Source organism: Rhodococcus sp. Q1, assembly GCF_004153645.1.
GTDB lineage: Bacteria > Actinomycetota > Actinomycetes > Mycobacteriales > Mycobacteriaceae > Rhodococcus > Rhodococcus gordoniae.
Genome location: NZ_SDMJ01000005.1, coordinates 127809 through 147763 on the forward strand (window position 1 = coordinate 127809; position 19955 = coordinate 147763).

21 protein-coding genes are annotated in these 19955 nt (G+C 69.4%); 10 read left to right on the forward strand and 11 right to left on the reverse strand.

Annotated features, from left to right (window positions below; all coding sequences use genetic code 11):
- Nucleotides 1-119: 119 nt before the first annotated feature.
- The 6 genes from EQ874_RS16300 to EQ874_RS16325 form a co-directional block, all read right to left on the reverse strand.
- Entirely contained in the window at nucleotides 120-1706 is a 1587-nt protein-coding gene (locus tag EQ874_RS16300) for an AMP-binding protein (protein WP_016933294.1), read from the reverse strand.
- Between the two features lie 201 nt (nucleotides 1707-1907).
- On the reverse strand, nucleotides 1908-2237 hold the full coding sequence (locus EQ874_RS16305; RefSeq protein ID WP_026003099.1) for a transglycosylase family protein: 330 nt from the start codon (nucleotides 2235-2237) through the stop codon (nucleotides 1908-1910).
- 441 nt (nucleotides 2238-2678) lie between these two features.
- A complete protein-coding gene (locus EQ874_RS16310) occupies nucleotides 2679-3233 on the reverse strand; it encodes a YbjN domain-containing protein (protein ID WP_016933296.1) in 555 nt (184 codons plus the stop codon).
- Nucleotides 3230-4564, reverse strand: coding sequence for a D-inositol-3-phosphate glycosyltransferase (mshA, locus tag EQ874_RS16315; RefSeq protein ID WP_129977390.1), 1335 nt, complete (start codon nucleotides 4562-4564; stop codon nucleotides 3230-3232). Before mshA ends, EQ874_RS16310 begins: the two co-directional genes overlap by 4 nt.
- The gene (locus tag EQ874_RS16320; protein ID WP_064062618.1) at nucleotides 4561-5460 is read right to left on the reverse strand and encodes an alpha/beta hydrolase; all 900 of its coding nucleotides are present in this window, start codon (nucleotides 5458-5460) and stop codon (nucleotides 4561-4563) included. Before EQ874_RS16320 ends, mshA begins: the two co-directional genes overlap by 4 nt.
- Nucleotides 5461-5465: 5 nt before the next feature.
- Nucleotides 5466-6659: an MFS transporter gene (locus EQ874_RS16325; protein WP_129977392.1), complete on the reverse strand. Its 1194-nt coding sequence runs from the start codon at nucleotides 6657-6659 to the stop codon at nucleotides 5466-5468.
- 183 nt (nucleotides 6660-6842) lie between these two features.
- On the opposite strand from EQ874_RS16325, the gene EQ874_RS16330 reads away from it, so the two are divergent.
- Nucleotides 6843-7937, forward strand: a complete 1095-nt coding sequence (locus EQ874_RS16330) for a tocopherol cyclase family protein (protein WP_129977393.1) — start codon at nucleotides 6843-6845, stop codon at nucleotides 7935-7937.
- A gap of 16 nt (nucleotides 7938-7953) precedes the next feature.
- Here EQ874_RS16330 and EQ874_RS16335 read toward each other — a convergent pair whose 3' ends face one another.
- Together EQ874_RS16335 and EQ874_RS16340 are read right to left on the reverse strand one after the other, a co-directional pair.
- Nucleotides 7954-9153, reverse strand: a complete 1200-nt coding sequence (locus EQ874_RS16335) for an ROK family transcriptional regulator (RefSeq protein WP_242496782.1) — start codon at nucleotides 9151-9153, stop codon at nucleotides 7954-7956.
- Between the two features lie 408 nt (nucleotides 9154-9561).
- Nucleotides 9562-10239, reverse strand: a complete 678-nt coding sequence (locus tag EQ874_RS16340) for a TetR/AcrR family transcriptional regulator (protein WP_016933511.1) — start codon at nucleotides 10237-10239, stop codon at nucleotides 9562-9564.
- 97 nt (nucleotides 10240-10336) lie between these two features.
- Between EQ874_RS16340 and EQ874_RS16345 the strand changes: the two genes are divergently transcribed.
- Together EQ874_RS16345 and EQ874_RS16350 are read left to right on the forward strand one after the other, a co-directional pair.
- Nucleotides 10337-11086 (forward strand): SDR family NAD(P)-dependent oxidoreductase, encoded by a 750-nt coding sequence (locus EQ874_RS16345; protein WP_016933512.1) that lies wholly within the window; start codon nucleotides 10337-10339, stop codon nucleotides 11084-11086.
- Between the two features lie 64 nt (nucleotides 11087-11150).
- On the forward strand, nucleotides 11151-12185 hold the full coding sequence (locus EQ874_RS16350) for a DUF2804 domain-containing protein (RefSeq protein ID WP_129977397.1): 1035 nt from the start codon (nucleotides 11151-11153) through the stop codon (nucleotides 12183-12185).
- Between the two features lie 31 nt (nucleotides 12186-12216).
- Here EQ874_RS16350 and EQ874_RS16355 read toward each other — a convergent pair whose 3' ends face one another.
- The gene (locus EQ874_RS16355; protein WP_129977398.1) at nucleotides 12217-13311 is read right to left on the reverse strand and encodes a UDP-N-acetylmuramate dehydrogenase; all 1095 of its coding nucleotides are present in this window, start codon (nucleotides 13309-13311) and stop codon (nucleotides 12217-12219) included.
- Nucleotides 13312-13334: 23 nt separating this feature from the next.
- On the opposite strand from EQ874_RS16355, the gene EQ874_RS16360 reads away from it, so the two are divergent.
- From EQ874_RS16360 to EQ874_RS16370, 3 genes are all read left to right on the forward strand, one after another.
- Nucleotides 13335-13844 carry a DUF2505 domain-containing protein gene (locus EQ874_RS16360; RefSeq protein WP_129977399.1) on the forward strand — a complete coding sequence of 170 codons (510 nt, stop codon included), beginning with the start codon at nucleotides 13335-13337 and terminating at the stop codon, nucleotides 13842-13844.
- Between the two features lie 75 nt (nucleotides 13845-13919).
- Nucleotides 13920-14420 carry a DUF2505 domain-containing protein gene (locus EQ874_RS16365; protein WP_026003148.1) on the forward strand — a complete coding sequence of 167 codons (501 nt, stop codon included), beginning with the start codon at nucleotides 13920-13922 and terminating at the stop codon, nucleotides 14418-14420.
- Between the two features lie 4 nt (nucleotides 14421-14424).
- Nucleotides 14425-15255 carry a hypothetical protein gene (locus tag EQ874_RS16370; RefSeq protein ID WP_016933517.1) on the forward strand — a complete coding sequence of 277 codons (831 nt, stop codon included), beginning with the start codon at nucleotides 14425-14427 and terminating at the stop codon, nucleotides 15253-15255.
- 22 nt (nucleotides 15256-15277) lie between these two features.
- Here the strand turns inward: EQ874_RS16370 and EQ874_RS16375 are convergent, their stop codons facing one another.
- Entirely contained in the window at nucleotides 15278-15895 is a 618-nt protein-coding gene (locus EQ874_RS16375; RefSeq protein WP_129977401.1) for a type IV toxin-antitoxin system AbiEi family antitoxin, read from the reverse strand.
- 104 nt (nucleotides 15896-15999) lie between these two features.
- Between EQ874_RS16375 and EQ874_RS16380 the strand changes: the two genes are divergently transcribed.
- Complete coding sequence (locus tag EQ874_RS16380) at nucleotides 16000-16761, forward strand: DUF2993 domain-containing protein (protein WP_129977403.1); 762 nt, start codon at nucleotides 16000-16002, stop codon at nucleotides 16759-16761.
- Between the two features lie 36 nt (nucleotides 16762-16797).
- Here EQ874_RS16380 and deoC read toward each other — a convergent pair whose 3' ends face one another.
- Nucleotides 16798-17463 (reverse strand): deoxyribose-phosphate aldolase, encoded by a 666-nt coding sequence (deoC, locus tag EQ874_RS16385; protein ID WP_129977404.1) that lies wholly within the window; start codon nucleotides 17461-17463, stop codon nucleotides 16798-16800.
- 132 nt (nucleotides 17464-17595) lie between these two features.
- Between deoC and EQ874_RS16390 the strand changes: the two genes are divergently transcribed.
- Genes EQ874_RS16390 through purU form a run of 3 tightly spaced genes read left to right on the forward strand, consistent with a single transcriptional unit; the run spans nucleotide 17596 to nucleotide 19943 of the window.
- The gene (locus tag EQ874_RS16390) at nucleotides 17596-18129 is read left to right on the forward strand and encodes an N-acetyltransferase (RefSeq protein WP_129977406.1); all 534 of its coding nucleotides are present in this window, start codon (nucleotides 17596-17598) and stop codon (nucleotides 18127-18129) included.
- Nucleotides 18126-19010, forward strand: coding sequence for a class I SAM-dependent methyltransferase (locus EQ874_RS16395; protein ID WP_129977407.1), 885 nt, complete (start codon nucleotides 18126-18128; stop codon nucleotides 19008-19010). The genes EQ874_RS16390 and EQ874_RS16395 overlap by 4 nt, the downstream gene beginning before the upstream one ends.
- Before the next feature lie 45 nt (nucleotides 19011-19055).
- The gene (purU, locus tag EQ874_RS16400) at nucleotides 19056-19943 is read left to right on the forward strand and encodes a formyltetrahydrofolate deformylase (protein ID WP_016935297.1); all 888 of its coding nucleotides are present in this window, start codon (nucleotides 19056-19058) and stop codon (nucleotides 19941-19943) included.
- Nucleotides 19944-19955 lie beyond the last annotated feature (12 nt).

Sequence of the window (19955 nt, forward strand, 5' to 3'; positions counted from 1 at the left end):
GCTATATCCGACAACGTGCGTTGCCAGAAAGGCTGGTTCACAGTGCTCCGCGGTCCACGGGCATCGAAAACAGGTGTGGCTCCGATGCGGCGGGCACCGGAGCCACACCCCCGCAGATGTCAGGCGTTCAGTGCACGCAGATCCTTGCGGAGAATCTTGCCCGCAGAGGATTTCGGCACCGTGTCGATGAACTCCACCTGCCGGACCTTCTTGTGCGGCGCGACCCGCCCGGCCACGAACTCGATGACCTCGTCCTCGGTGATCGTCGAATCCTGCTGCCGGACGACGAAGGCCTTCGGGACCTCCTCACCCTCGTCGTCGCGGACCCCGATCACCGCGGCGTCCGCGATCTGCGGATGAGTGAGCAACAGCGCCTCGAGTTCGGCCGGCGGCACCTGGTAGCCCTTGTACTTGATGAGTTCCTTGAGCCTGTCGACGATCCGGACGGCGCCCTTCGCGTCGACGGTGGCGATATCACCGGTATGGAGGAAGCCGTCCTCGTCGAGGGTGTCGGACGTGGCCTCGGGGTTGCCGAGGTAGCCGACCATGACGTTCGGTCCCTTGCACCACAGTTCGCCGGGCGCCGAGACACCCTCATCGGTGGGGTACTCGACCTCCTCACCGGTCGCGGGATCGACGATCTTGCATTCCATGTTCGCGATCGTCGGACCGACCGAATCGAGTTCGGTGTCGTTGTCGTCGAAGGGGATTGCGTGCGACACCGGCGACATCTCCGACATGCCGTAGCCCTGCCGGACGTTGCAGCCGAGCCGGGCGGCGACGGCGCCGGCGAGCTCCTTGTCGAGCGGTGCGGCACCGGAGAACACCGTATGCACACTCGACAGGTCGTACCGGTCGACGAGGGGGTGCTTGGCGAGCGCGACCGCGACGGGCGGCGCGATGAACACGTACGTGCACTTGTGTTCCGAGATGTAGGTGAGGAAGTCGACGAGATCGAACTTCGGCATCGTCACCAGCGAGGCACGGTTGCAGAGGGCGGCGTTCAGCAGCACCGTCATGCCGTAGATGTGGAAGAAGGGCAGCAGTGCGAGCACGCGATCGTCGGCGCCGATCCCCATGCGCGGGTTGATCTGGGAGACGTTGGCCACGAGATTGCGGTGCGTGAGCATCACACCCTTGGGCCGGCCGGTCGTGCCCGAGGAGTACGGCAACACTGCGAGGTGAGTCGCCGGATCGAACTCGACGGCGGGGGCCGGTGCACCCTCGGTGAGCAGGTCGCGCAGGGAGGGATGCCCCTCGGCGCCGTCGAGCACGATGAGCAGCTCGTCGGGGATGCCGGCGGCCGCGGCGGCCTCCTTCGCCTGCGGCAGGAACAGGGAGACCGTGAACAGTGCGACGGCTCCCGAGTCGTCGAGCTGCTTCGAGATCTCACCGGCCGTGTAGAGGGCGTTGATCGTGGTCGCGGTGGCTCCGGACCGCAGGATGCCGTGGAAGACCGAGGCGAAGGCCGGCACGTTGGGCGCGAGCAGGCCGACCACCTTCCCGACACCGATGCCCCGGGCGGCCAGCGCCCCGGCCACGGCATCGATGTGGGCCACGAGCGTGCGGTAGTCCGTCACGGCGCCGGACGCGCCGTCGATCAGGGCGGGTCGCGCGAGGTCGGACTCGTCGAGCGAACCGAACAGGAAGTCGTAGACACTCGATGCCGGGATGTCGACGTCGGGAAAGGGACTACGGAAACTCATTCTCATCCTCCGAGCATTCTGTCCGGCACGCGGTGCCGACTTTCGGTCGAGGTCACACTACCGCAGTGATGTGAACCCGGTCACAGGCGTTGTGAGGATACCGGTTGCACCGGGCGCCGGGCCACGCCCGGCCTGCCGGGAGCGCACGAACCCCGCGTGCGACGAATCGCACGCGGGGTTCGGAAGCTGCTCGGGCTGCGCTCAGAGGTACTGACCGCACACCGGCCATGCACCGGCGCCCTGGCCGTCGAGGACGTTCTCGGCGACGCGGATCTGCTCCTCGCGCGAGGCGTTGTGGGCGTATCCGGAGCCGCCGTAACCCTCCCACGTGCTCTGCGAGAACTGCAGGCCGCCGTAGTAGCCGTTGCCGGTGTTGGTCGCCCAGTTTCCACCGCTCTCGCACTGTGCGACGGCATCCCAGTTGCCGGATGCGGCATTGGCGGTACCCGCACCCAGAGCGAACGGGGTCGCAACGAGTGCAGTGGAGGCAGCGAGGGTGCCCAGGGCGCGCTTGATCGTGAACTTTGCCATGTGGATGAATCCTTTCCGGCTGCTTGCGAGGCCCCCGACCCAGGGATCCGCCACACAGGCGGACGGTCGGTGCCGGCAACACGGTGCGGTGCTCGACGCACGCCCGGTTGCTCTCTCGCTCCACCCCTCGGCAGGTTGTGGATCCGACAATCCCGCGGGGGTGGAACGAGCGGCTGCGGGGCCGGTGTGTAACGCCCGTCGGTATCGGGCCTACATCGACCGTAAGGGTTCATCACGGCGAGGTCACGGACCGATTTTCCGGTACGGCCGTCCGAGAACTCCCGGGGGCATTCGGGAAATCCCCAGGTCGACTCGCAGGAACACACCGTTTCCCGGGCGTTTCCGGGACATCGCACTTGTGGCGATGGTCACACGATGTGCCCGTACAGACCTCTCGAACCGGGCATGTTCACGGCGCGATAACGACGCCCGAGTGGAGTGTCACCCGTTCGCTTCGCGCGGATCCTCGGGTTCGTCGTCGTCCGTCTCGGGGTCGAACGGCGTACCGGTCTCCCCCTCGATGAGGTGACGGAACGGCTCGAGATTGCGCAGCGGCTCTCCGCGCGAGACGCGCCACTCCCATTCACGCTTGATCGACGTGATGAACCCGATGCCGAGAATGATGTCGAAGTCGTGGTCGGCCGCCTCGAGCACCTGCCCGAGGACCGCGTCGATCTCCTCGGGGGTCACGGCGTGCGCGGCGATGCGTCCCACCAGGTAGATGTCGCCGACCTTGTCGAGGGTGTAGGCCACGCCGTAGAGGCGCCGATTGCGGCGCAGCAGATAGCGGTACACCGATTCGAAGTTCTCGTCCGGTTTGCGGCACACGAATGCCTCGACCCGCACACCGTGTCGTCCGACACTGAGCAAAGTGGTCGTCTCGAGCTTCTTCTCACCCGGAAGCTTGACGACGAAGTGCCCGCCCTCCTTGACAGAGAACTCGAGCCCGCGATCGCGCAGCGTCGATTCGATCGATTCGATGAGCCGGTCGCTCATGCGGTGACTCCCCTCGTCCGTCGCAACTTCCACACTCCCCGCTGCCGCCGCAGCGAATGCTCGCCGGTACCGAAGCCCCGGTTACGGCGCATCCCCGCCCGGCGGTAGCTGTCGAGCAGGCCTTCTGCGGTGTGTTCCCACGAGAAGGACTCCGCATGCACGGGCGCGGTCGCCGCGAATCGCGCGAGGCGATCGGGATCGCCCACCAGAGAACGCAGCGCGGTCGCCCAGTCGTCGATGCGGTGCCCGTCGACGAGCATGCCGGTCTCCCCGTCGCGCACCGCGACGCCGAGACCACCGACATTCGCGGCCAGCACGGGCGTGCCGCATGCCTGCGCTTCGATCGCGACGAGACCGAACGACTCCGAATAGCTCGGCACCGCAACGAGATCGGCGGCCCGGTAGACCTGGGCCAGACGGTCCGGGGGTTGCGGCGGGAGGAAGGTGACCCGCGACGCGATGCCCAGCGCGGATGCGAGTTCGATGAGCGCATCGGGCCGCTCGAGGCCGGTTCCGGACGGGCCTCCCACGACCAGCACCCGCAACGGCATGCCGGGGTCGTCGGCGAGTGCTCGCGCGGCGGCCTCGAGCAACACGTCGGGGGCCTTGAGCGGCTGGATACGGCCCACGAACGCCACAACGGTCTCACGCGGGTCGAGTCCGAGTTCTGCGCGAGCGGCCGCACGGTCGCCGGGCCGGTAGCGATTGAGGTCGGCGCCCGGGGCGACGACGTCGATCTTCGCGGGATCGGCCCCGTAGATACGTTCGAGCTGCCCTGCCTCGTCGGCGGTGTTGGCCACCAGCCGATCGGATTCCGCGACGACCTGTTGCTCCCCGATCTGCCGGGCTGCGGGTTCGGGGGTGTCGCCCGCGGCGAGCGACGCGTTCTTCACCGCGGCGAGGGTGTGGGCGGTGTGCACCAGCGGCACACCCCAGCGGTCGCGTGCGAGCCAGCCGACCTGCCCGGACAGCCAGTAGTGCGAGTGCACGAGGTCGTAGTAGCCCTGCGGGTGCCGCGCTTCCTCGCGCAGCACACCGGCGGCGAAGGCGCACAGCTGCGTCGGCAGATCGTGTTTGTCGAGCCCTTCGAACGGGCCGGCCTCGATGTTGCGGACGAGAACCCCGGGTGCGGCCTGCTGCACGGCCGGGTCTGCCGACGAGGTCGCGCGGGTGAAGATCTCGACTTCCACGCCGCGACGCGCGAGCTCGACAGCGGTCTGCAGGACGTACACGTTCATGCCGCCTGCGTCCCCGGTTCCGGGCTGCGCCAGCGGCGAGGTGTGGACCGAGATCACGGCCACGCGGTGCGGGCGGCTGGGCTGGGACGTCACCCCTCCATACTGCCCTGCTGCCGATCTTCGCGTGTCGTCGACTCCGCCGTCGCGGCCCGAGCGAACTCTCCGACCTCGGCGACGAACCGGTCCGGATCCTCGACGAACGGACCGTGGTCGACGCCCTCCCAGATCGAGGTCGTGACGCGGCGCAGCAGTGACGCCGCATGGTGCGCCGCGGAGACGTCGACGACCGAGTCGGCGTCGCCGTGCAGGAGGAGAACCGGCACCTCCAGGTCCGCGAGCAGGTCGTCGTTGCCCACCGCGCGATCGAACAGGGCGGCACGTACCCGCGGCGGGGTGGACAGACTCGCACCGAACAGCGCCTGCGACACCGCGCCCTTGCCCTCGCGGAGACCACCGCCCTCGACAGGACCGGTGAGCGCGTTGCCGAACGAGCCGAGTGCACGCACCGCCTCCTCGGGGTCCTCCGACATCGCAGCGGGGATCGCGGCGCGCATCGAGGCACCGACGCGTCCACCCTTCTCGCCGCGGCCGATGCTCGTGATGGCACCCACGAGAACCAGCCCCGCGACGGCTCCCGCGCCGTGCTCGGCGAGATAGTCGCAGATCACCAGGCCGCCGTACGACCAGCCGAGCAGCACCGCCGGGTTCGCCTCCGAGACGCTCTCGGCGGCAAGGACAGCGGCGAGATCACCGGCCCAGAGGGCACGGTCCGCGTATCCGGTCTCGGAAGCCTGCGAGTAACCGTGTCCGCGCAGGTCGACGGCGACCACCCGGAAGTCCCGGGCGAGCGCGTCCAGGACTCGGTCGCCCCAGCAGCGCGACGACTGCGCCCATCCGTGGACGAGCACGAGGACCGGTGCCGTGTCGGAGCCGAATACGCGATACACGAGGGAGGTGCCGTCGATGCCGGCCACTTCACGAACTGCCATGTGCGTCACTCTAACCGTGCCCGAATGTGGATCCCGCCCGCGCATGTGACCGCGAGGATGCCCGCGGCCACCGCCACGAGATATCCGGTGCCGGCATCGGCACGGTCGATGACCTGACCCACCAGCGCAGAACCCGCCGCGACGCCGACGCCGAGCCCCGCAACCGTCCACGTGATGCTCTCGGTGAGCCGTTCGGGCGGCACGATCTGCTGGGTCAGCGACGTCGCGACGATCATGATGGGCGAGATCGCGCATCCGGCAACGAAGTACAGCACGGTCAGTATCGGCACCGAGCCGGCGAGCAGCAGCGGGCACAGCAGAACCGCGAGAATGCCGGTGGCGACGAACAACTGACGGGTGGGGGCGCCCGGGCCCACCCGGGTACCGAAGATCAGGCCGCTCACCGCCGAACCGGTCGCGAACAACGCCAGCGTCAGGGTGGCGGATCCCGGGGCGCCCTGTTCCGCGGTGAACGCGACGGCCGCCACGTCGATCACCCCGAAGATCACACCCATCGCGACCATCACGACGACGATCGACAGGAGGACGGGCATGCGCAGGATGTTCGTCCTCGCACGACCTTCGACGTGCGGTCGCACGGGTGGCTCGGTGCCGCGCTGGGCCGAGAGGGCCACGGTGCCGACGAGCAACAGCACCGCACCGAGCAGCGGACCGGCCTCGGGGAAGACCGCCACGCTCAGGCCCACCGACAGCACCGGGCCGACGATGAAGCACACCTCGTCGACCACCGCTTCGAGCGCGAAGGCGGTGCGGAGCCGCGGGGTACCGCCGTAGAGCTGTGTCCATCGGGCCCGCACCATCGCACCGACCGTGGGCATGAGTCCTGCCGGGATCCCACAGACGAACAACCACACGGTGGGCACGTCGAGACGGACGCCCGCGAGCATCGCGAGGGTGGAGACCGCACTGACGAGGGCGGCCGCGGGCAGGATTCCGTGCTGGCCGTACCGGTCGACCGCGCGGGAGACGAGCGGGGTGAGTGCGGCGTACGACAGGGCGAACACCGCTGACAATGCGCCGCCCACCGCGTAGTTGCCCTCGAGTTGCGAGAACATCGTGACGATGCCGATCCCGACCATCGCGATCGGCAGGCGCGCCACGAATCCTGCCAGGCAGAACGCGGTTGCGCCCGGTGCTGCGAACAACTCGCGGTACGAGCCGCCTTTCTGTCCTGTCACGTACTTCTCGCGTTCTCGTCGATCCGATCGGTCCGGTCAACGTTATGGCCGGCCGGCCGCGCGGGCGCAGGTACCTCCCCCATCCTGGGCATCGAGGCCCGAATCCGCACGCTCCGTGACGGGAGCGGCCATTCTGGGTACATCCGGAGAACGGACCGGACGGATCGACGGAACGGAGCGGGCATGGCGGTGCGCGGACGGCTGGGACGATTCTCTCCGAACGAACTCTCCCCGAGAAACCTGTGGACCCGCTATCGCGCGTCGGGCGCCGATCTGCCTTTCGGGAATCCGCTCGCCGCCCACGGCGTCGCGATGGAGGGCTACTTCTGGCGTTTCACCCAGCCCGGAACCGGCCGCGTGGTCATCGCCCTGTGCGGAGTCAACCGTGCGGACGACTCGGCCGGGTCCGGTTCACAGTGGGCGACACTCGGCCTGGCCGCCCATCCGGGAGGTTTCCTGCGCACCGCCGCGCATCCGGTGGCCGCCGCCGATCCCGATCGGCTCGGCGCGTCGGCCGGCGATGTCTTCCGCGGCGACAGCGAGCGCGTGTGGATGGATCTCGGCGACGACGCCCGGCTCGACATCCGGTTGTCCGACCTGCGGCCCTGGCCGCGACGGCGCTTCGGCGCATCGAGCGTCTTCCACTCCGTCCCGGCCCTGAACCAGTACTGGCATTCCTGGTTGCTCGGCGGCCGGGCGGAGGGATACGCGATCCTCGGTGACGAGAAGTGGGAGCTGACCGGATCCCAGGTCTACGGTGAGAAGAACTGGGGTAAGGGCGGCTTCCCCGATTCGTGGTGGTGGGGACAGGCACAGGGATTCGCCGATCCGCAGGCATGCGTGGCCTTCGCCGGCGGGCAGGTGCACTCGGGTCCCCTGCGCACCGAGGTGACCGCGGTGGTCGTCGCGCTTCCGGACGGGCGCGTCGTGCGCCTGGGCAATCCCGTCACCTCGCCGGTACAGGCCACGGTCACCGACGAGAGCTGGCTGCTGCGCGGCCGCAACACCCGGTGGAGCGTGGAGATCTCGGGGAGTTCGCCGATCGGAGCCGCACACGTCCTGCCGGTCCCGCTGCCCGCGGAACGACGGAACGTGGCCGGCTCGATCGAACATCTGGGCGGCCACATGACCGTAACGGTCCGCGAGCGCGGAAGACTGGTATGGGCGGACGAATCCCATTCGGCCGCACTCGAACACGGCGGGCTCGGCCGGGCCCGGGCCGAACTCGATCGGCGGGGCGCCGCCGCGGACGCGACGGACGCCCCACCGATCGTGTGACGACGACGGAAATCCGTCAGCGTTCGGTGCGCTTCATCGCCGCGATCGGATCCGAGAACAACGAGCTGAGCGAGACGACACCCGCAGCGTGGGCCTGCACCCGATTACCGAATCCGGTGATCCGGATGTCCTTGCGTGGCAGGGTGGTCGAGGCGGCGAACGCACGGGCGACGCGCGGAACCGCGGCCGGGTACTCGGTGAAGGCCTGGCCGCCGAGGATGACCCGGTCGGGGTTGAACAGGTCACGGAGCATTCCGACGGTGCGGCCGAGCACGGTGGCGCGCTCGACGAGCAGACCGTGGGCGGCCTCGGATCCGTTCCGCGCGAGGCGGTAGAGCGACCCGATGGTGTCGTCACCGGCGGTGAGGATGCCCTCGGACACCGCGCGCTGCACGACCGCCCGATCGCTCACGGTCGCTTCGAGGCAGCCCGTGCCGCCGCACGAGCACCGCGCAGACGAACCGGTGGGGACATGCGTCACCGAGCCCGGACCGCCGGCCGGGGTGTGCACCTTCCCGTCGAAAGTGATTGCCACACCCACGGTCTCGCGGACGTAGAAGTACAGCCCGGTGCCCTTGACCTCGGGAGCGTCGCGATCGGGGGTCAGGAGCAGCTCGGAGGCGGCCATCGCCTCGACGTGCGCGGCCACCGAGACCGGCAGGCCCATGCCACCGCCGACGATCGTGCCGACGCGGGCGTCGACCCAGCCCAGTCGCGGATGCGTCACTACGGCGGTGTTCGAATCCACCCGACCGCCGAGTGCGACGCCGACCCACAGCGGGGTGCGGCGGTGCCACCGTCCCGCGAAAGCCTTGGCGCTCGCGGTGATCGACGCGAGCGCGGCGTCCTGGTGGCCGGCCGGGGTGGGAACCTCGACGGCGCCGATGATGCGACCGCGCAGGTCGGCCGCGACGATGCCGGTGGTGACGGCACCGATGTGGATGCCGACCGTCAGGTAACGCTCGTGGTCGACCTCGACGGGTACGCGCGGCCGGCCGACCGCACCCGGCTCGGTCAGGTCGGCGCGCTCGCGCAGCAGACCGGCCGAGAGCAGGGCCGAGACCTGACGATTGACGGTGGCGATGCTCGCCCCGGTGACCTTCGCGATCACGTCACGCGAGACCGGACCACGATTGGCGGCGACACGGAAGACCGACGCTCCGGTGCCGTCGGCGATACGCAGGTCGGGGGGAACGATCCTGACCTGGCTCGGCACGCGCGAGGTTCGAGACCGGACCACGGTCGCACGCGTGGCTCCGCGGACACCGGAGGCGACGGCACGAGGGGGCGCGGACGATCGGGAGGGAAGGGAAACGGACGGCGGAAGAGTGGGAACCGACACGGCGCTGATCCTTGGCTGCTGATCCGGACGTGATGACCGGAGAACGGGCGGGAGACGATCGACGCACCGAATCCCCGGCGTGGAAGCACGATCGGAGGACGGACCCGCCCGAACGAGGGGGAATCGGTGCGGAGTTACTTTCCGCAGCAGCGACAACAGAGTTCGCGCGCCAGAGGCAGCCGTGATCCCAGCGCGGCGGTCACATAGGTGACCGGCGGTGCGGAGGTGTGGCCGACTGACATGCCGATCAAACTATCGCCCGAACCGGGTCGTGTCCAATCCTCACCGCTCCGGTGGGGAATCCCTCCGCGCATCCCCGCGCACCCGGGCGGTCTCCGCCGACACCGGCGCGAGCAGCAACCCTTCCCACGCGTCGACGAGCGCCGCCAACTCTGCGGTGGTGGGTGATTCACCTGCACGGTGACATCGCGCGAGGGCACCGACGGTACCGGAATACACCAGCCGCAGACGCTGTCCGGCGATGTCGTCGGGCAGTTGCCCGAGCAGCGCCCGCAGCGCGGTGTCGGACCGGCGGCCGCTCTCGGTTCCCGTCGGTCCGGTGACCCGGAAGCATTCGGCGAACCGCTCGTGGTTCGAGAGCCGGTCGAGGAAGGCGACGTAGTGGTTGTTGCGGCCGAGCGTGCCCGCCAGTGGCCGGATGATCGCCCACAGCAGGTCGCGGACCGTGAGCGTGTCCCGCGTCCGAAGCATCTCGGCGACGAGCGCTTCACGCTGGGCGTTCACAGCGGGCAACCGATGGGAGAAGACCGCCTCGAGCAGTCCCTCCTTGGTCCCGAAGTAGTAGCCGATCACCGACGAGTTGTGCTGTCCGGCGGCCTTGCGGATGTCGGCGAGGGTGACTCCGTCGTAACCACCGCGGGCGAAGAGTCGCTCGGCGGCTTCGACGAGCCTGATCCGGGTTTGCTCTCCCGAGCTGTATCGACCGCGGGTGGTGGTCATATGCCGCAGGGTAGCCGCACGGAGGGGACTTCGCAGGGGAGGACTCGGCGGGCGGGGACGTACGGCGTCATCCGGTGCCCGACACTACGATTGCCCCATGAGCATCTCTCCCGATTCCCGCGTCGCCGTCGTCACCGGAGCGTCCTCCGGTATCGGCGAGGCGACCGCCCGTACGCTCGCCGCGCAGGGTTTCCATGTCGTGGTGGGCGCACGGCGCCTCGACCGCCTGCAGAAACTCGCCGACGAGATCGGCGGCACCGCGCTCGAGCTCGACGTCACCGACGAGGATTCGGTGGAGGCCTTCACCACGGTACTTCCCCGGGTGGATGTGCTGGTCAACAACGCCGGAGGCGCCAAGGGACTCGCGCCGGTCGCCGAGGCCGTCGAGGACGACTGGCGGTGGATGTGGGAGACCAACGTCGTCGGCACCATGCGCATCACCAAGGCGCTGATCCCCAAGCTCATCGCGTCGGGCGACGGCCTGATCGTCACCATCACCTCGGTCGCGGCCTTCGAGGCCTACGACAACGGCGCCGGTTACACCTCCGCCAAGCACGCGCAGGCCGTGCTGCACCGCACGTTGCGAGGCGAACTGCTCGGGCAGCCCGTCAGGCTCACCGAGATCGCTCCGGGCGCGGTCGAGACCGAGTTCTCGCTCGTGCGGTTCGAAGGCGACAAGGATCGTGCCGACAAGGTGTACGAGGGCATCACCCCGCTCGTCGCCCAGGACATCGCCGACATCATCGGATTCGTCGCGTCCCGCCCGTCGCACGTCAACCTCGACCAGATCGTCGTCAAGCCGCGCGACCAGGCGAGCGCAGGCCGCTTCCACCGCGTGACCGACTGAGTCCGCTGCGGTGGTGGGAGCGGCAGGAGCGTCACTCCCACCATCGTCGGTACCGTCACGGGATATGCGCCGACGACGCCTCGTGCCCGGACCGCTGCTCGGCGACGACGGAACACTCGCCGAGGCCGGCTGGAGCACCACGGAGACCCGCACCTACGACCGGCAGCGGGTCGCGGCGTCGCGGTTCCGCATCAAGGAATGGGATTACTACTGCGTCCTCTCCGACGGGGACGACGGACCGTTCGGAATCGCCCTGACCGTCGCCGACAACGGCTACGTGGGTCTGCTCGGGGTGAGCGTGCTCGACCTCGCCGGTCGTTCCGAGACCACCGAGAACGCCCTCGTTCCCTTCCCGCTCGGCCGGATGCGCCTGCCACAGAGCGCCGACCGCGGCGATGCCGTCGTCGGCCGTCGCGGCCTCCGGATCGAGTACCACCACGAAGGGCAGGCCCGGCGGCTGGTCGTCGACCATCCTCGCTTCGGAGGTGGGCGCGGCCTGTCCGGCGAATTGCTGCTCGCGCAGCCGCCCGACGACCGGATGGTCGTCGCGACACCCTTTCCCCGGGCGCCGAAGGCCTTCTACTACAACCAGAAGATCAACTGTCTGCCCGCGCAGGGCACGCTCACCGTCGGCGGACGGGAGCTGGTCTTCGACCCCGCCACCGCGTTCGGCGTGTTCGACTGGGGTCGCGGCGTATGGACCTACGACAACACCTGGTACTGGGGTTCCGCGTCGGGAATCCACGACGGGGTGCGCTTCGGATTCAACATCGGCCACGGATTCGGCGACACCACCGCGGCGAGCGAGAACATGCTCTTCCACGACGGTGTGGCGCACAAGCTCGACCGCGTGCACTTCCACCTGCCCCGCGACACCTACGACGGGGCGCCGTGGCGGTTCACCAGCAACGACGCGCGCTTCGAGATGGAGTTCGAGCCGATCCTCGACCGCGCGGCCGACGTGAACGCCCTGCTCGTGCGCTCCACGCAGCACCAGGTCTTCGGACGGTTCACCGGCAGCGCCGTGCTCGACGACGGCACCCGGCTCGAGGTCGAGAACCTGCTCGGCTTCGCGGAGCAGGTCCGCAACCGCTGGTGACCGGCGATCTGCCGCTCCGGTGTGCGCCCGGTCAGATCGCGCAGTTGACGGTGACGGGTTCGGGATGCAGACGAACCCCGAAGGCGTCCTCGACACCGTCGCGCACCCTGCGCGCCAGGGCCACGAGATCCGCCGTCGATGCCGTTCCCCGGTTGGTGAGCGCCAGCGTGTGCTTCGTCGACAGCCGCGCCGGCGCGTCGGCGGCGGGAAATCCCTTCCCGAAACCGGCTCGCTCGATCAGCCACCCGGCCGACAACTTGGTTCCGCCGTCCGCCGGGAACTGCGGGACCCGCACGTCCTCGCCCACCTTCGCCGCGATGGCCGCCAGCACGTCCGGCAACCGATCGTCGGGCACGACGGGATTGGTGAAGAACGACCCGGCGCTCCACGTGTCGGGATCGCCCGAGTCGAGCACCATGCCTTTGCTCCGGCGCAACCCGAGGACGTGCTCGCGCACCTGTGCCGTCGGCCTGCGCTCGCCTTCCTCCGCGCCGAGCGCCACCGCGAGCTCGCGGTACGCCAGCGGTGCGCTGGAGCCGTCGTCCCGCACGTCCAGTTCCACCTCGAGGACCACGGCCGTGTCGGTGTGCTTGAGGACGCTGGTCCGGTAGCCGAGACCGAGAGCTTCGGGCCCCACCCACGAATCCCGTCCGGTGCCGCGGTCGAGCAGACGAACGCGGCGCAGGATCGAGCCCACCTCGACGCCGTAGGCCCCGACGTTCTGCACCGGCGTCGCTCCCGCGGAGCCCGGGATGCCCGACAGGCATTCGAGCCCGCCGAGTCCGGCGTCCACGGTGGTCGCCACCACCGCGTCCCATTCGGCTCCCGCATCCACCCGGATGTGATCGTCGCGGAGGTCGACACCGGTGGTCGCGACGCGGACCACGACCCCGTCGAAGCCGTCGTCCCCGATGACGAGGTTGGAGCCGCCCGCGAGGAGCAGGAGCGGGACGCGCTGCTCGTCGAGCAGCCGCACGACCTCGATCAACGACGAGGTGGACGCGCATTCGACGAGATACCGGGCGGGGCCGCCGAGCCGGAGGGTCGTGAAATCCGACAGCGACACCTGTTCGGACACCGCGGCTCCCGTTTCGGCGAGCCGGGCCCTGGTACGTGGATCAAGCACCAGCAAACGGTAGCGTGCCCCGTATGGGCAGCCCTATCGACCACACTGCGAACTACTCGTCCCCGCCTGCCGCGGTCCACGCGACGTTCGTCGATCCGCAGTACTGGCAGACCCGGCTGCGTGAGGTCGGCGGTCCGGGCGCGGCGGTCGAGCGGGCCGACAGCGGCGACGGCACGATCGAACTCGATCTCCATCAGGCCATCCCTGCCGAGCACCTGCCGAGCATGGTCACGAGCATCCGCCCGGGCGATCTCGTCATCCGGCGACACGAGGCGTGGGGTGCATTCGCCGACGGTCGCGCCGAGGGCAGGTTCTCGGCGCACGTCGACGGGATGCCGGGTGAGGTCACCGGCGGGATGACGCTGATCGCCGACGGCGCGGGTTCGTCCGTCGTCGTCGAGGGCACCGTCGAAGTGAAGATCCCGTTCCTCGGCTCCAAGATCGAAGGGATGATCGTCGAGCAGCTGATCGAACTGTTCGACGCGGAGCGCACCTTCACCGAGCAGTGGTGCCGCGGCGATCATTCCGCCTGATCACCCCCCGCCGGGTCGTCCCACGGCGACCCGCGATTTCCGGACGGACCACCCGGCGCGGTAACCTGGCCGGTCGTGGCACGGCGTATCGATTACTCTGCCCGCTTCCCCTACCCACCGGAGCGGGTGTACGAGGCGCTCGCCGATCCCGGGCACTGGGAAGCGCGGATGACCGAGATGCGCAAGTACTCGGAGAACCACGTCCGCGAGTTCACGACCTCCGAATCGGGCATCGCGCTGGTGCTGCACCACGTCCTCCCCCGCTCCGACCTGCCGGAGATCGCCCGCACGGTGATCAAGAAGGACATGGTCATCACGCGCGAGGAGACCTACGGGCCGTTCACCGACCGCGCGACCGGCACCTACCGGGCGTCGATCCCCGGCGGCCCGGGCAGTCTGACGGGCACGATGGAACTCTTCGCCGACGACCACGGCGCCACGCTCCGCACCACCTCCGAGGCCAAGGTGCACATCCCGTTCGTCGGCGGCAAGCTCGAAGAACTCATCCTCACCAATCTCGTCGACGTGTTCCGCACCGAAGCGGCCATCACCGCCGACTGGCTCGCGCGACGGTAACCGAGTGCCGAATCGAGGACCCGTCGGTGTCGTCACGCGCGGCACCACCGGCATCAACCGGCTGCGCCGCAGCGACCGTTGGGCGATGCACGACCCCCACATCGCGAAGGCGCTGACGCACGCCGTCGACCCTCTGGTGGTCGATCTGGGTTACGGCGCCATGCCGGTGACGACCCTCGAACTGGCTACGCGACTGCGGCGGGTACGCGGCGATCTGCGTGTGATCGGCCTCGAGATCGATCCGGAACGGGTGGTTCCGGGCCGCGACGGCGTCGAGTTCGCCCGAGGCGGTTTCGAACTGGCGGGCCTGCGCCCGACCCTGGTGCGGGCGTTCAACGTGCTCCGGCAGTATCCGGAGGAGGCCGTCGAACCGGCATGGGCGCGTCTGCGGTCCGGTCTCGCTCCCGGAGGGCTGCTCATCGACGGCACGTGCGACGAGCTGGGCCGGCGTTGCGCGTGGGTGCTGCTCGACGAGTACGGCCCCCGATCGCTGACGTTGGCGTGGAGCCCGTTCCATGTGGACAGACCATCCGACCTCGCCGAACGGCTACCCAAGGCACTGATCCACCGGAACGTTCCGGGCGAGCCGATCCACGCGCTGCTCCGCGCGGCCGACCGAGCGTGGGCGACGAGCGCCCCGCACGCGGCGTTCGGACCGCGGATCCGGTGGCAGGCGACGCTCGAACTGTTGCGCGATCAGGGCTTCCCCGTGCGCCCTCCTCGTCGCCGCCTCCGCGACTGCGTCCTGACGGTGCCGTGGGACGCGGTCGCACCCACGGACGAACCTGCCGCATCCGAGCGAACCGGCCGAGGAACTGCGCTCGTCGCGGTCTGAGAACCGTCGCGGCCCCGGCCGTTCAGCCTGCGGCCAGGAGTGCCAGCTCGATCCGGTCGGCCACCGCAGCCGGCTGATTCGCCACCGCGGCGTGCAGCTGATCGGAGTCGACCCGCCCGAGCGCGAGGGCGTCGCCGACGAGTTCGTCGAGCACTTCCTGGGACACACCGCCCGCGGCCAGATCGACCGCGGTGCGTGCCGGCGTGGTGATCCGGAATGCGCCGGCGATCTCGCAGTCCTCGTCCGCCAGCGTCCGGTGATGGAGCGCGAGCCGGTTGCTCGGCACGGTGCGCTGGTCGGGAGTGGACAGGTGGAGGAAGCGGGGCTGCAGGTGCCCCATGCCGTGCAGGTCGGCGGCGCTCTGGTGCGAGACGACCGCTTCGCCCTCGTACCAGGTGCACCACTGGGCGAACTCGTCGAACTTGGTCCGCGGGCTGTCGCCGAGGCGGTACAACTCGGTCTCGACGCGGATCCACAGACCCGCCTCGATGCGATCCGCGAAGTCGTGCGCTGCTATCCCGTGGCCGACGGCCTGGCGTGCGGTGAAGAACCCGGCTTGCGTGGCGGCGAGGCGCCGCAGCGAGTCGTCGGCATCGGCCCGCCCGGTTGCGTCGTAACCTGAATCCGTCCACCCTGTCATGGCGCCCAGCGTAGCCGACGAATGTGGTACACCTCACATATTTTCCTCATCCTGCGGCCGTGTGTTCAGTCGATCCTCAGAGTTCTCCGGAAGAATCGACGCTCATGACGCAACGGAAGCGCAACCGCACCGTCACGATCGCCGTCGTTCTCGTCGCGGCGCTGGTCGCCGTCCTGGTGGGCGCGGAGGTCTACGTCCGCAACCGCGCGACCACCTGTCTCGCCCAATCCTTCGAGAGCGAGCTCGGTACCGGAGTCGACGTCGACCTGAGCTGGAAACCGGTACTGCTGCAACTGCTCGACCGGCGGGTACCCTCGGTGTCCCTCGACAGCGACGACACCGCCTTCGGCCCCGCCCAGCAGATGCAGGTGCACGCCGAGGTCGAGGATGTCGACCTGCGTGATTCCGCAGAGGGTGCCGGCACCATCGGCAGCTCGAGCGCCGATGTGTCGTGGCCCGTCTCCGGGATCCTCGCGACCGTGCAGAGCCAGTCGGTGGGAGCGCTCGTCACCGATGTCACGGCCGACGAGAACGCGGGCACCCTCACATTCACCGTCGGCGGGCAGGGTCTTGCGGAGTTCACCGCGCGGCCGGTGGTGAACGGCGGCGTGGTGACGGTCGAGACGACCGACGCGACGATCCTCGGCATCGGGCTCCCGACGGCCCTCGTCGACGGCGTCGTGGAGATCCTCACCTCGGGTCTGCAGCAGTACCCGCTGGGCATGCAGGCCACCGAAGTGGGCGTCACCGACTCGGGTGTCGAACTCCGCCTCGAAGGGGGCCGCTTCGTGCTGCCGGAGAACCCGCAGGGACAGCCGGGACAACAGCAAACGCAACAGCAGAGCAGCTGCGGCCTGCTGTCGTGACCGGCGAGGTCGGCCCTGTGGACCGTCCGGCCCTGCTCAGCCCTGCAGACCGTCCAGCACGGCGCGGCTGCCGGACAACCCGAGGCGTGTGGCACCGGCCTCGATCATCGCGACCGCGTCCTCGGCGGTGCGGATTCCCCCGCTGGCCTTGACGCCGAGCCGGCCGCCCACCGTCTCCGCCATGAGCGCGACCGCGTGGGTGGTGGCGCCGCCCGCGGGATGGAAGCCGGTGGAGGTCTTCACGAAGTTCGCCCCGGCCTTCTCCGCGGCGCGGCACACCTCCACGATCGCCTCGTCGGAGAGCACCGCGGACTCGATGATGACCTTGAGGACCGGGTCGAATCCGATCGATTCGCGCACCGTGAGGATGTCGGCGAGAACGGCGTTGTAGTCGCCGCTCACGGCAGCACCCACGTCGATCACCATGTCGATCTCGCGCGCACCCTCGTCCACGGCGAGTCGCGCCTCGGCGCCCTTGATGAGCGAATGGTGCTTGCCCGACGGGAATCCGACGACCGTCGCGACCGTGACCCCCTCGGCCCGCAGGGGCAGCATCGACGGCGACACGCACACCGCGTACACGCCGAGCTCGACAGCTTCGTCGACGAGGGCCCGCACGTCCTGCGAGGACGCTTCGGGTTTGAGGAGGGTGTGGTCGATCATCGACGCGACCTGCGCGCGGGTCAGCGGGGTTCCGGACATGAGTGCAGCTTCCCACACGACGGGCCCGACGGTTCGGCACCGCATGTCGTTCGGCCGCATGTTCTCCGGCACCGCACCCTGCCTTCGGTAATCCACTCGCGCAGGAGTCCTCCGGCCACCCACAATGATCGCGTGCTGATCCGTCGAGAGCTTCCTGCCGACATCCGTGCGATCGCGGACGTGCACCGCGCCGCCTTCGCTCCGTTCGCCGCGCCGGGCCACGAGCCGGTCGAGCCCGGTCTCGTCGCGTCGCTGCGCGCGAGCGACGCGTGGCTGCCACCCTTGTCGCTCGTCGCCGAGGACGGGGTGGGCGCGATCGTGGGGCACGTCGTCGCCACCCGTGGACACGTCGGCAGCACGCCCGCGTTGGGTCTGGGTCCGCTCGGTGTCCGACCCGACCTGCAACGTTCCGGTGTGGGCAGCGCACTCGTCCACGCCGTGCTCGGTGCGGCGGACGCCCTGGACGAGTCGCTCGTGCTCCTGCTCGGACATCCCGGCTACTACCCCCGTTTCGGTTTCGTGCCCGCCGCCGAACTCGGAATCTCCCCGGACGTCGAGGAGTGGGCCTCCCACTTCCAGGCCCGGGCGCTCACGGCACACGACCCCGCGCTTCGGGGCACCTTCCGGTATGCCGAACCGTTCTACGATCTCGAGGACCAGGGATGAACGACGAACGACGGGTCGAGCCCGAGAATCCGTGGACCGACTCCACCGAGACCGCCCGCACCTTCGACGCGGCGAGTGGTGATTTCGACGACCTCACCCCGACGGTGTGGGGCCCGGCCGGGCAGGCACTGGTCTTCCAGCTGGGCGTCTCCCCGGGCGAAGCGGTGCTCGACGCGTGCTGCGGAACGGGATCGTCCGCGCTTCCCGCCGCCGCGGCCGTCGGGCCCGACGGACTCGTCCACGGTGTCGACATCGCCGACGAGATGCTCGAACGCGGCCGCCTGAGCGCGGAACGCCGCGGCCTGAAGAACATCGAATTCGTCTGCGCGGACGCCTCGACGTGGGAACCGCCCTCGGACGTACCCGCTCCCGGCTACGACGTGCTGGCGGTCTCCTACGGGGTGTTCTTCCTCCCGGACATGGACCGCGCCTTCTGGCGCCTCGTCTCCCTCGTGCGGCAGGGCGGACGCGCCGGTGTGACGGTGTGGCGACGCGGGGCGATGGAGGAGTTCTCGTCGATCGTGTTCGACGTCGCGGCCCGCCACTCCTCCGAGCCGCGCGACCGCGGCGCTCTGCGCGATCGCATGCCGCTGCACCGGATCGACACTCCGCGGACTCTCGAGGCGTGGCTCACCGATGCCGGAACGGATTCCGTGGAGGTCCGCACCCTGTCGAATCTGCTTCCCGCGACCGACGAGCTGTGCTGGTCGCTCGTGACGGGTACGGGTCTGCGTGCGGCACTGACCGGGCTCGACTCCGAGCAGGTGGCGGCGGTACGGCACCGGATCGCCGACGAGGTCACGGCACGCGGCCTGCACACGATCGACGCCACCACTCTCGTGGCGACGGCCACGGTGCGGCGTCCTCCGGTCTCGGGCTGACGACCGGCGGACGCGCCCTGCGCAGCACCTGAGACAATCGGAGTCATGACGCTCGCCTCCTCCGCCGACGATCGACGTTACGTTCTGACCCTGGGCTGCCCGGACACCACCGGGATCGTCGCCCGCATCTCGACCTTTCTCGCGGAGGTCGGGGGTTCGATCGTCGAAGCGGCCTACCACGCCGACCAGGACACCGGCTGGTTCTTCACCCGTCAGGCCGTCCGGGCGTCGTCGATTCCGTTCGGCCTCGACGAACTGCGCGAGAAGTTCGCGGGCGTCGCAGCCGACATCGGTCCGCAGACCGAATGGACGCTCTCCGACACCGGCAAGCGCAAGCGCATCGTGCTGCTCGTCAGCAAGGAGGCGCATTGCCTGCACGACATCCTCGGGCGGGTCGCAGCAGGCGAACTCGACGCCGAGGTGTGCGCCGTCATCGGCAACCATCGCGATCTCGAACCGGTCGCGCAGCGGCACGGCATCGAGTTCCACTACGTGTCGTTCCCGAAGGATCCCGCCGAGCGCGGCCCGGCCTTCGAACAGGTGCGCAAGCTCGTCGACGCCTACGACCCGCACGCGGTGGTCCTCGCCCGCTTCATGCAGGTACTCCCGGAGGCGCTGTGCGAGCACTGGGCCGGGCGCGCGATCAACATCCACCACAGCTTCCTGCCCTCGTTCATCGGCGCACGGCCCTACCACCAGGCATTCACGCGTGGTGTGAAGCTCATCGGCGCGACCTGCCACTACGTCACCGCCGAACTCGACGCCGGGCCGATCATCGAGCAGGACGTCATCCGGGTCAGTCACAGCGACAGCGTCAGCGACATGGTCCGCCAGGGCCGCGACGTCGAGAAGCTGGTGCTCTCGCGCGGCCTGCGCTGGCACCTCGAAGATCGCGTGCTGGTGCACGACAGCAAGACCGTCGTCTTCCGGTAGAACACCGGCCGG

What these genes read in the sequence shown, in the direction of transcription:
- EQ874_RS16300 (WP_016933294.1), bottom strand. Translation starts at nt 1,706, where the DNA reads ATGAGTTTCCGTAGTCCCTTTCCCGACGTCGACATCCCGGCATCGAGT.
- EQ874_RS16305 (WP_026003099.1), bottom strand. Translation starts at nt 2,237, where the DNA reads ATGGCAAAGTTCACGATCAAGCGCGCCCTGGGCACCCTCGCTGCCTCC.
- EQ874_RS16310 (WP_016933296.1), bottom strand. Translation starts at nt 3,233, where the DNA reads ATGAGCGACCGGCTCATCGAATCGATCGAATCGACGCTGCGCGATCGC.
- EQ874_RS16320 (WP_064062618.1), bottom strand. Translation starts at nt 5,460, where the DNA reads ATGGCAGTTCGTGAAGTGGCCGGCATCGACGGCACCTCCCTCGTGTAT.
- EQ874_RS16330 (WP_129977393.1), top strand. Translation starts at nt 6,843, where the DNA reads ATGGCGGTGCGCGGACGGCTGGGACGATTCTCTCCGAACGAACTCTCC.
- EQ874_RS16340 (WP_016933511.1), bottom strand. Translation starts at nt 10,239, where the DNA reads ATGACCACCACCCGCGGTCGATACAGCTCGGGAGAGCAAACCCGGATC.
- EQ874_RS16345 (WP_016933512.1), top strand. Translation starts at nt 10,337, where the DNA reads ATGAGCATCTCTCCCGATTCCCGCGTCGCCGTCGTCACCGGAGCGTCC.
- EQ874_RS16350 (WP_129977397.1), top strand. Translation starts at nt 11,151, where the DNA reads ATGCGCCGACGACGCCTCGTGCCCGGACCGCTGCTCGGCGACGACGGA.
- EQ874_RS16360 (WP_129977399.1), top strand. Translation starts at nt 13,335, where the DNA reads ATGGGCAGCCCTATCGACCACACTGCGAACTACTCGTCCCCGCCTGCC.
- EQ874_RS16375 (WP_129977401.1), bottom strand. Translation starts at nt 15,895, where the DNA reads ATGACAGGGTGGACGGATTCAGGTTACGACGCAACCGGGCGGGCCGAT.
- EQ874_RS16380 (WP_129977403.1), top strand. Translation starts at nt 16,000, where the DNA reads ATGACGCAACGGAAGCGCAACCGCACCGTCACGATCGCCGTCGTTCTC.
- deoC (WP_129977404.1), bottom strand. Translation starts at nt 17,463, where the DNA reads ATGTCCGGAACCCCGCTGACCCGCGCGCAGGTCGCGTCGATGATCGAC.
- EQ874_RS16395 (WP_129977407.1), top strand. Translation starts at nt 18,126, where the DNA reads ATGAACGACGAACGACGGGTCGAGCCCGAGAATCCGTGGACCGACTCC.
- purU (WP_016935297.1), top strand. Translation starts at nt 19,056, where the DNA reads ATGACGCTCGCCTCCTCCGCCGACGATCGACGTTACGTTCTGACCCTG.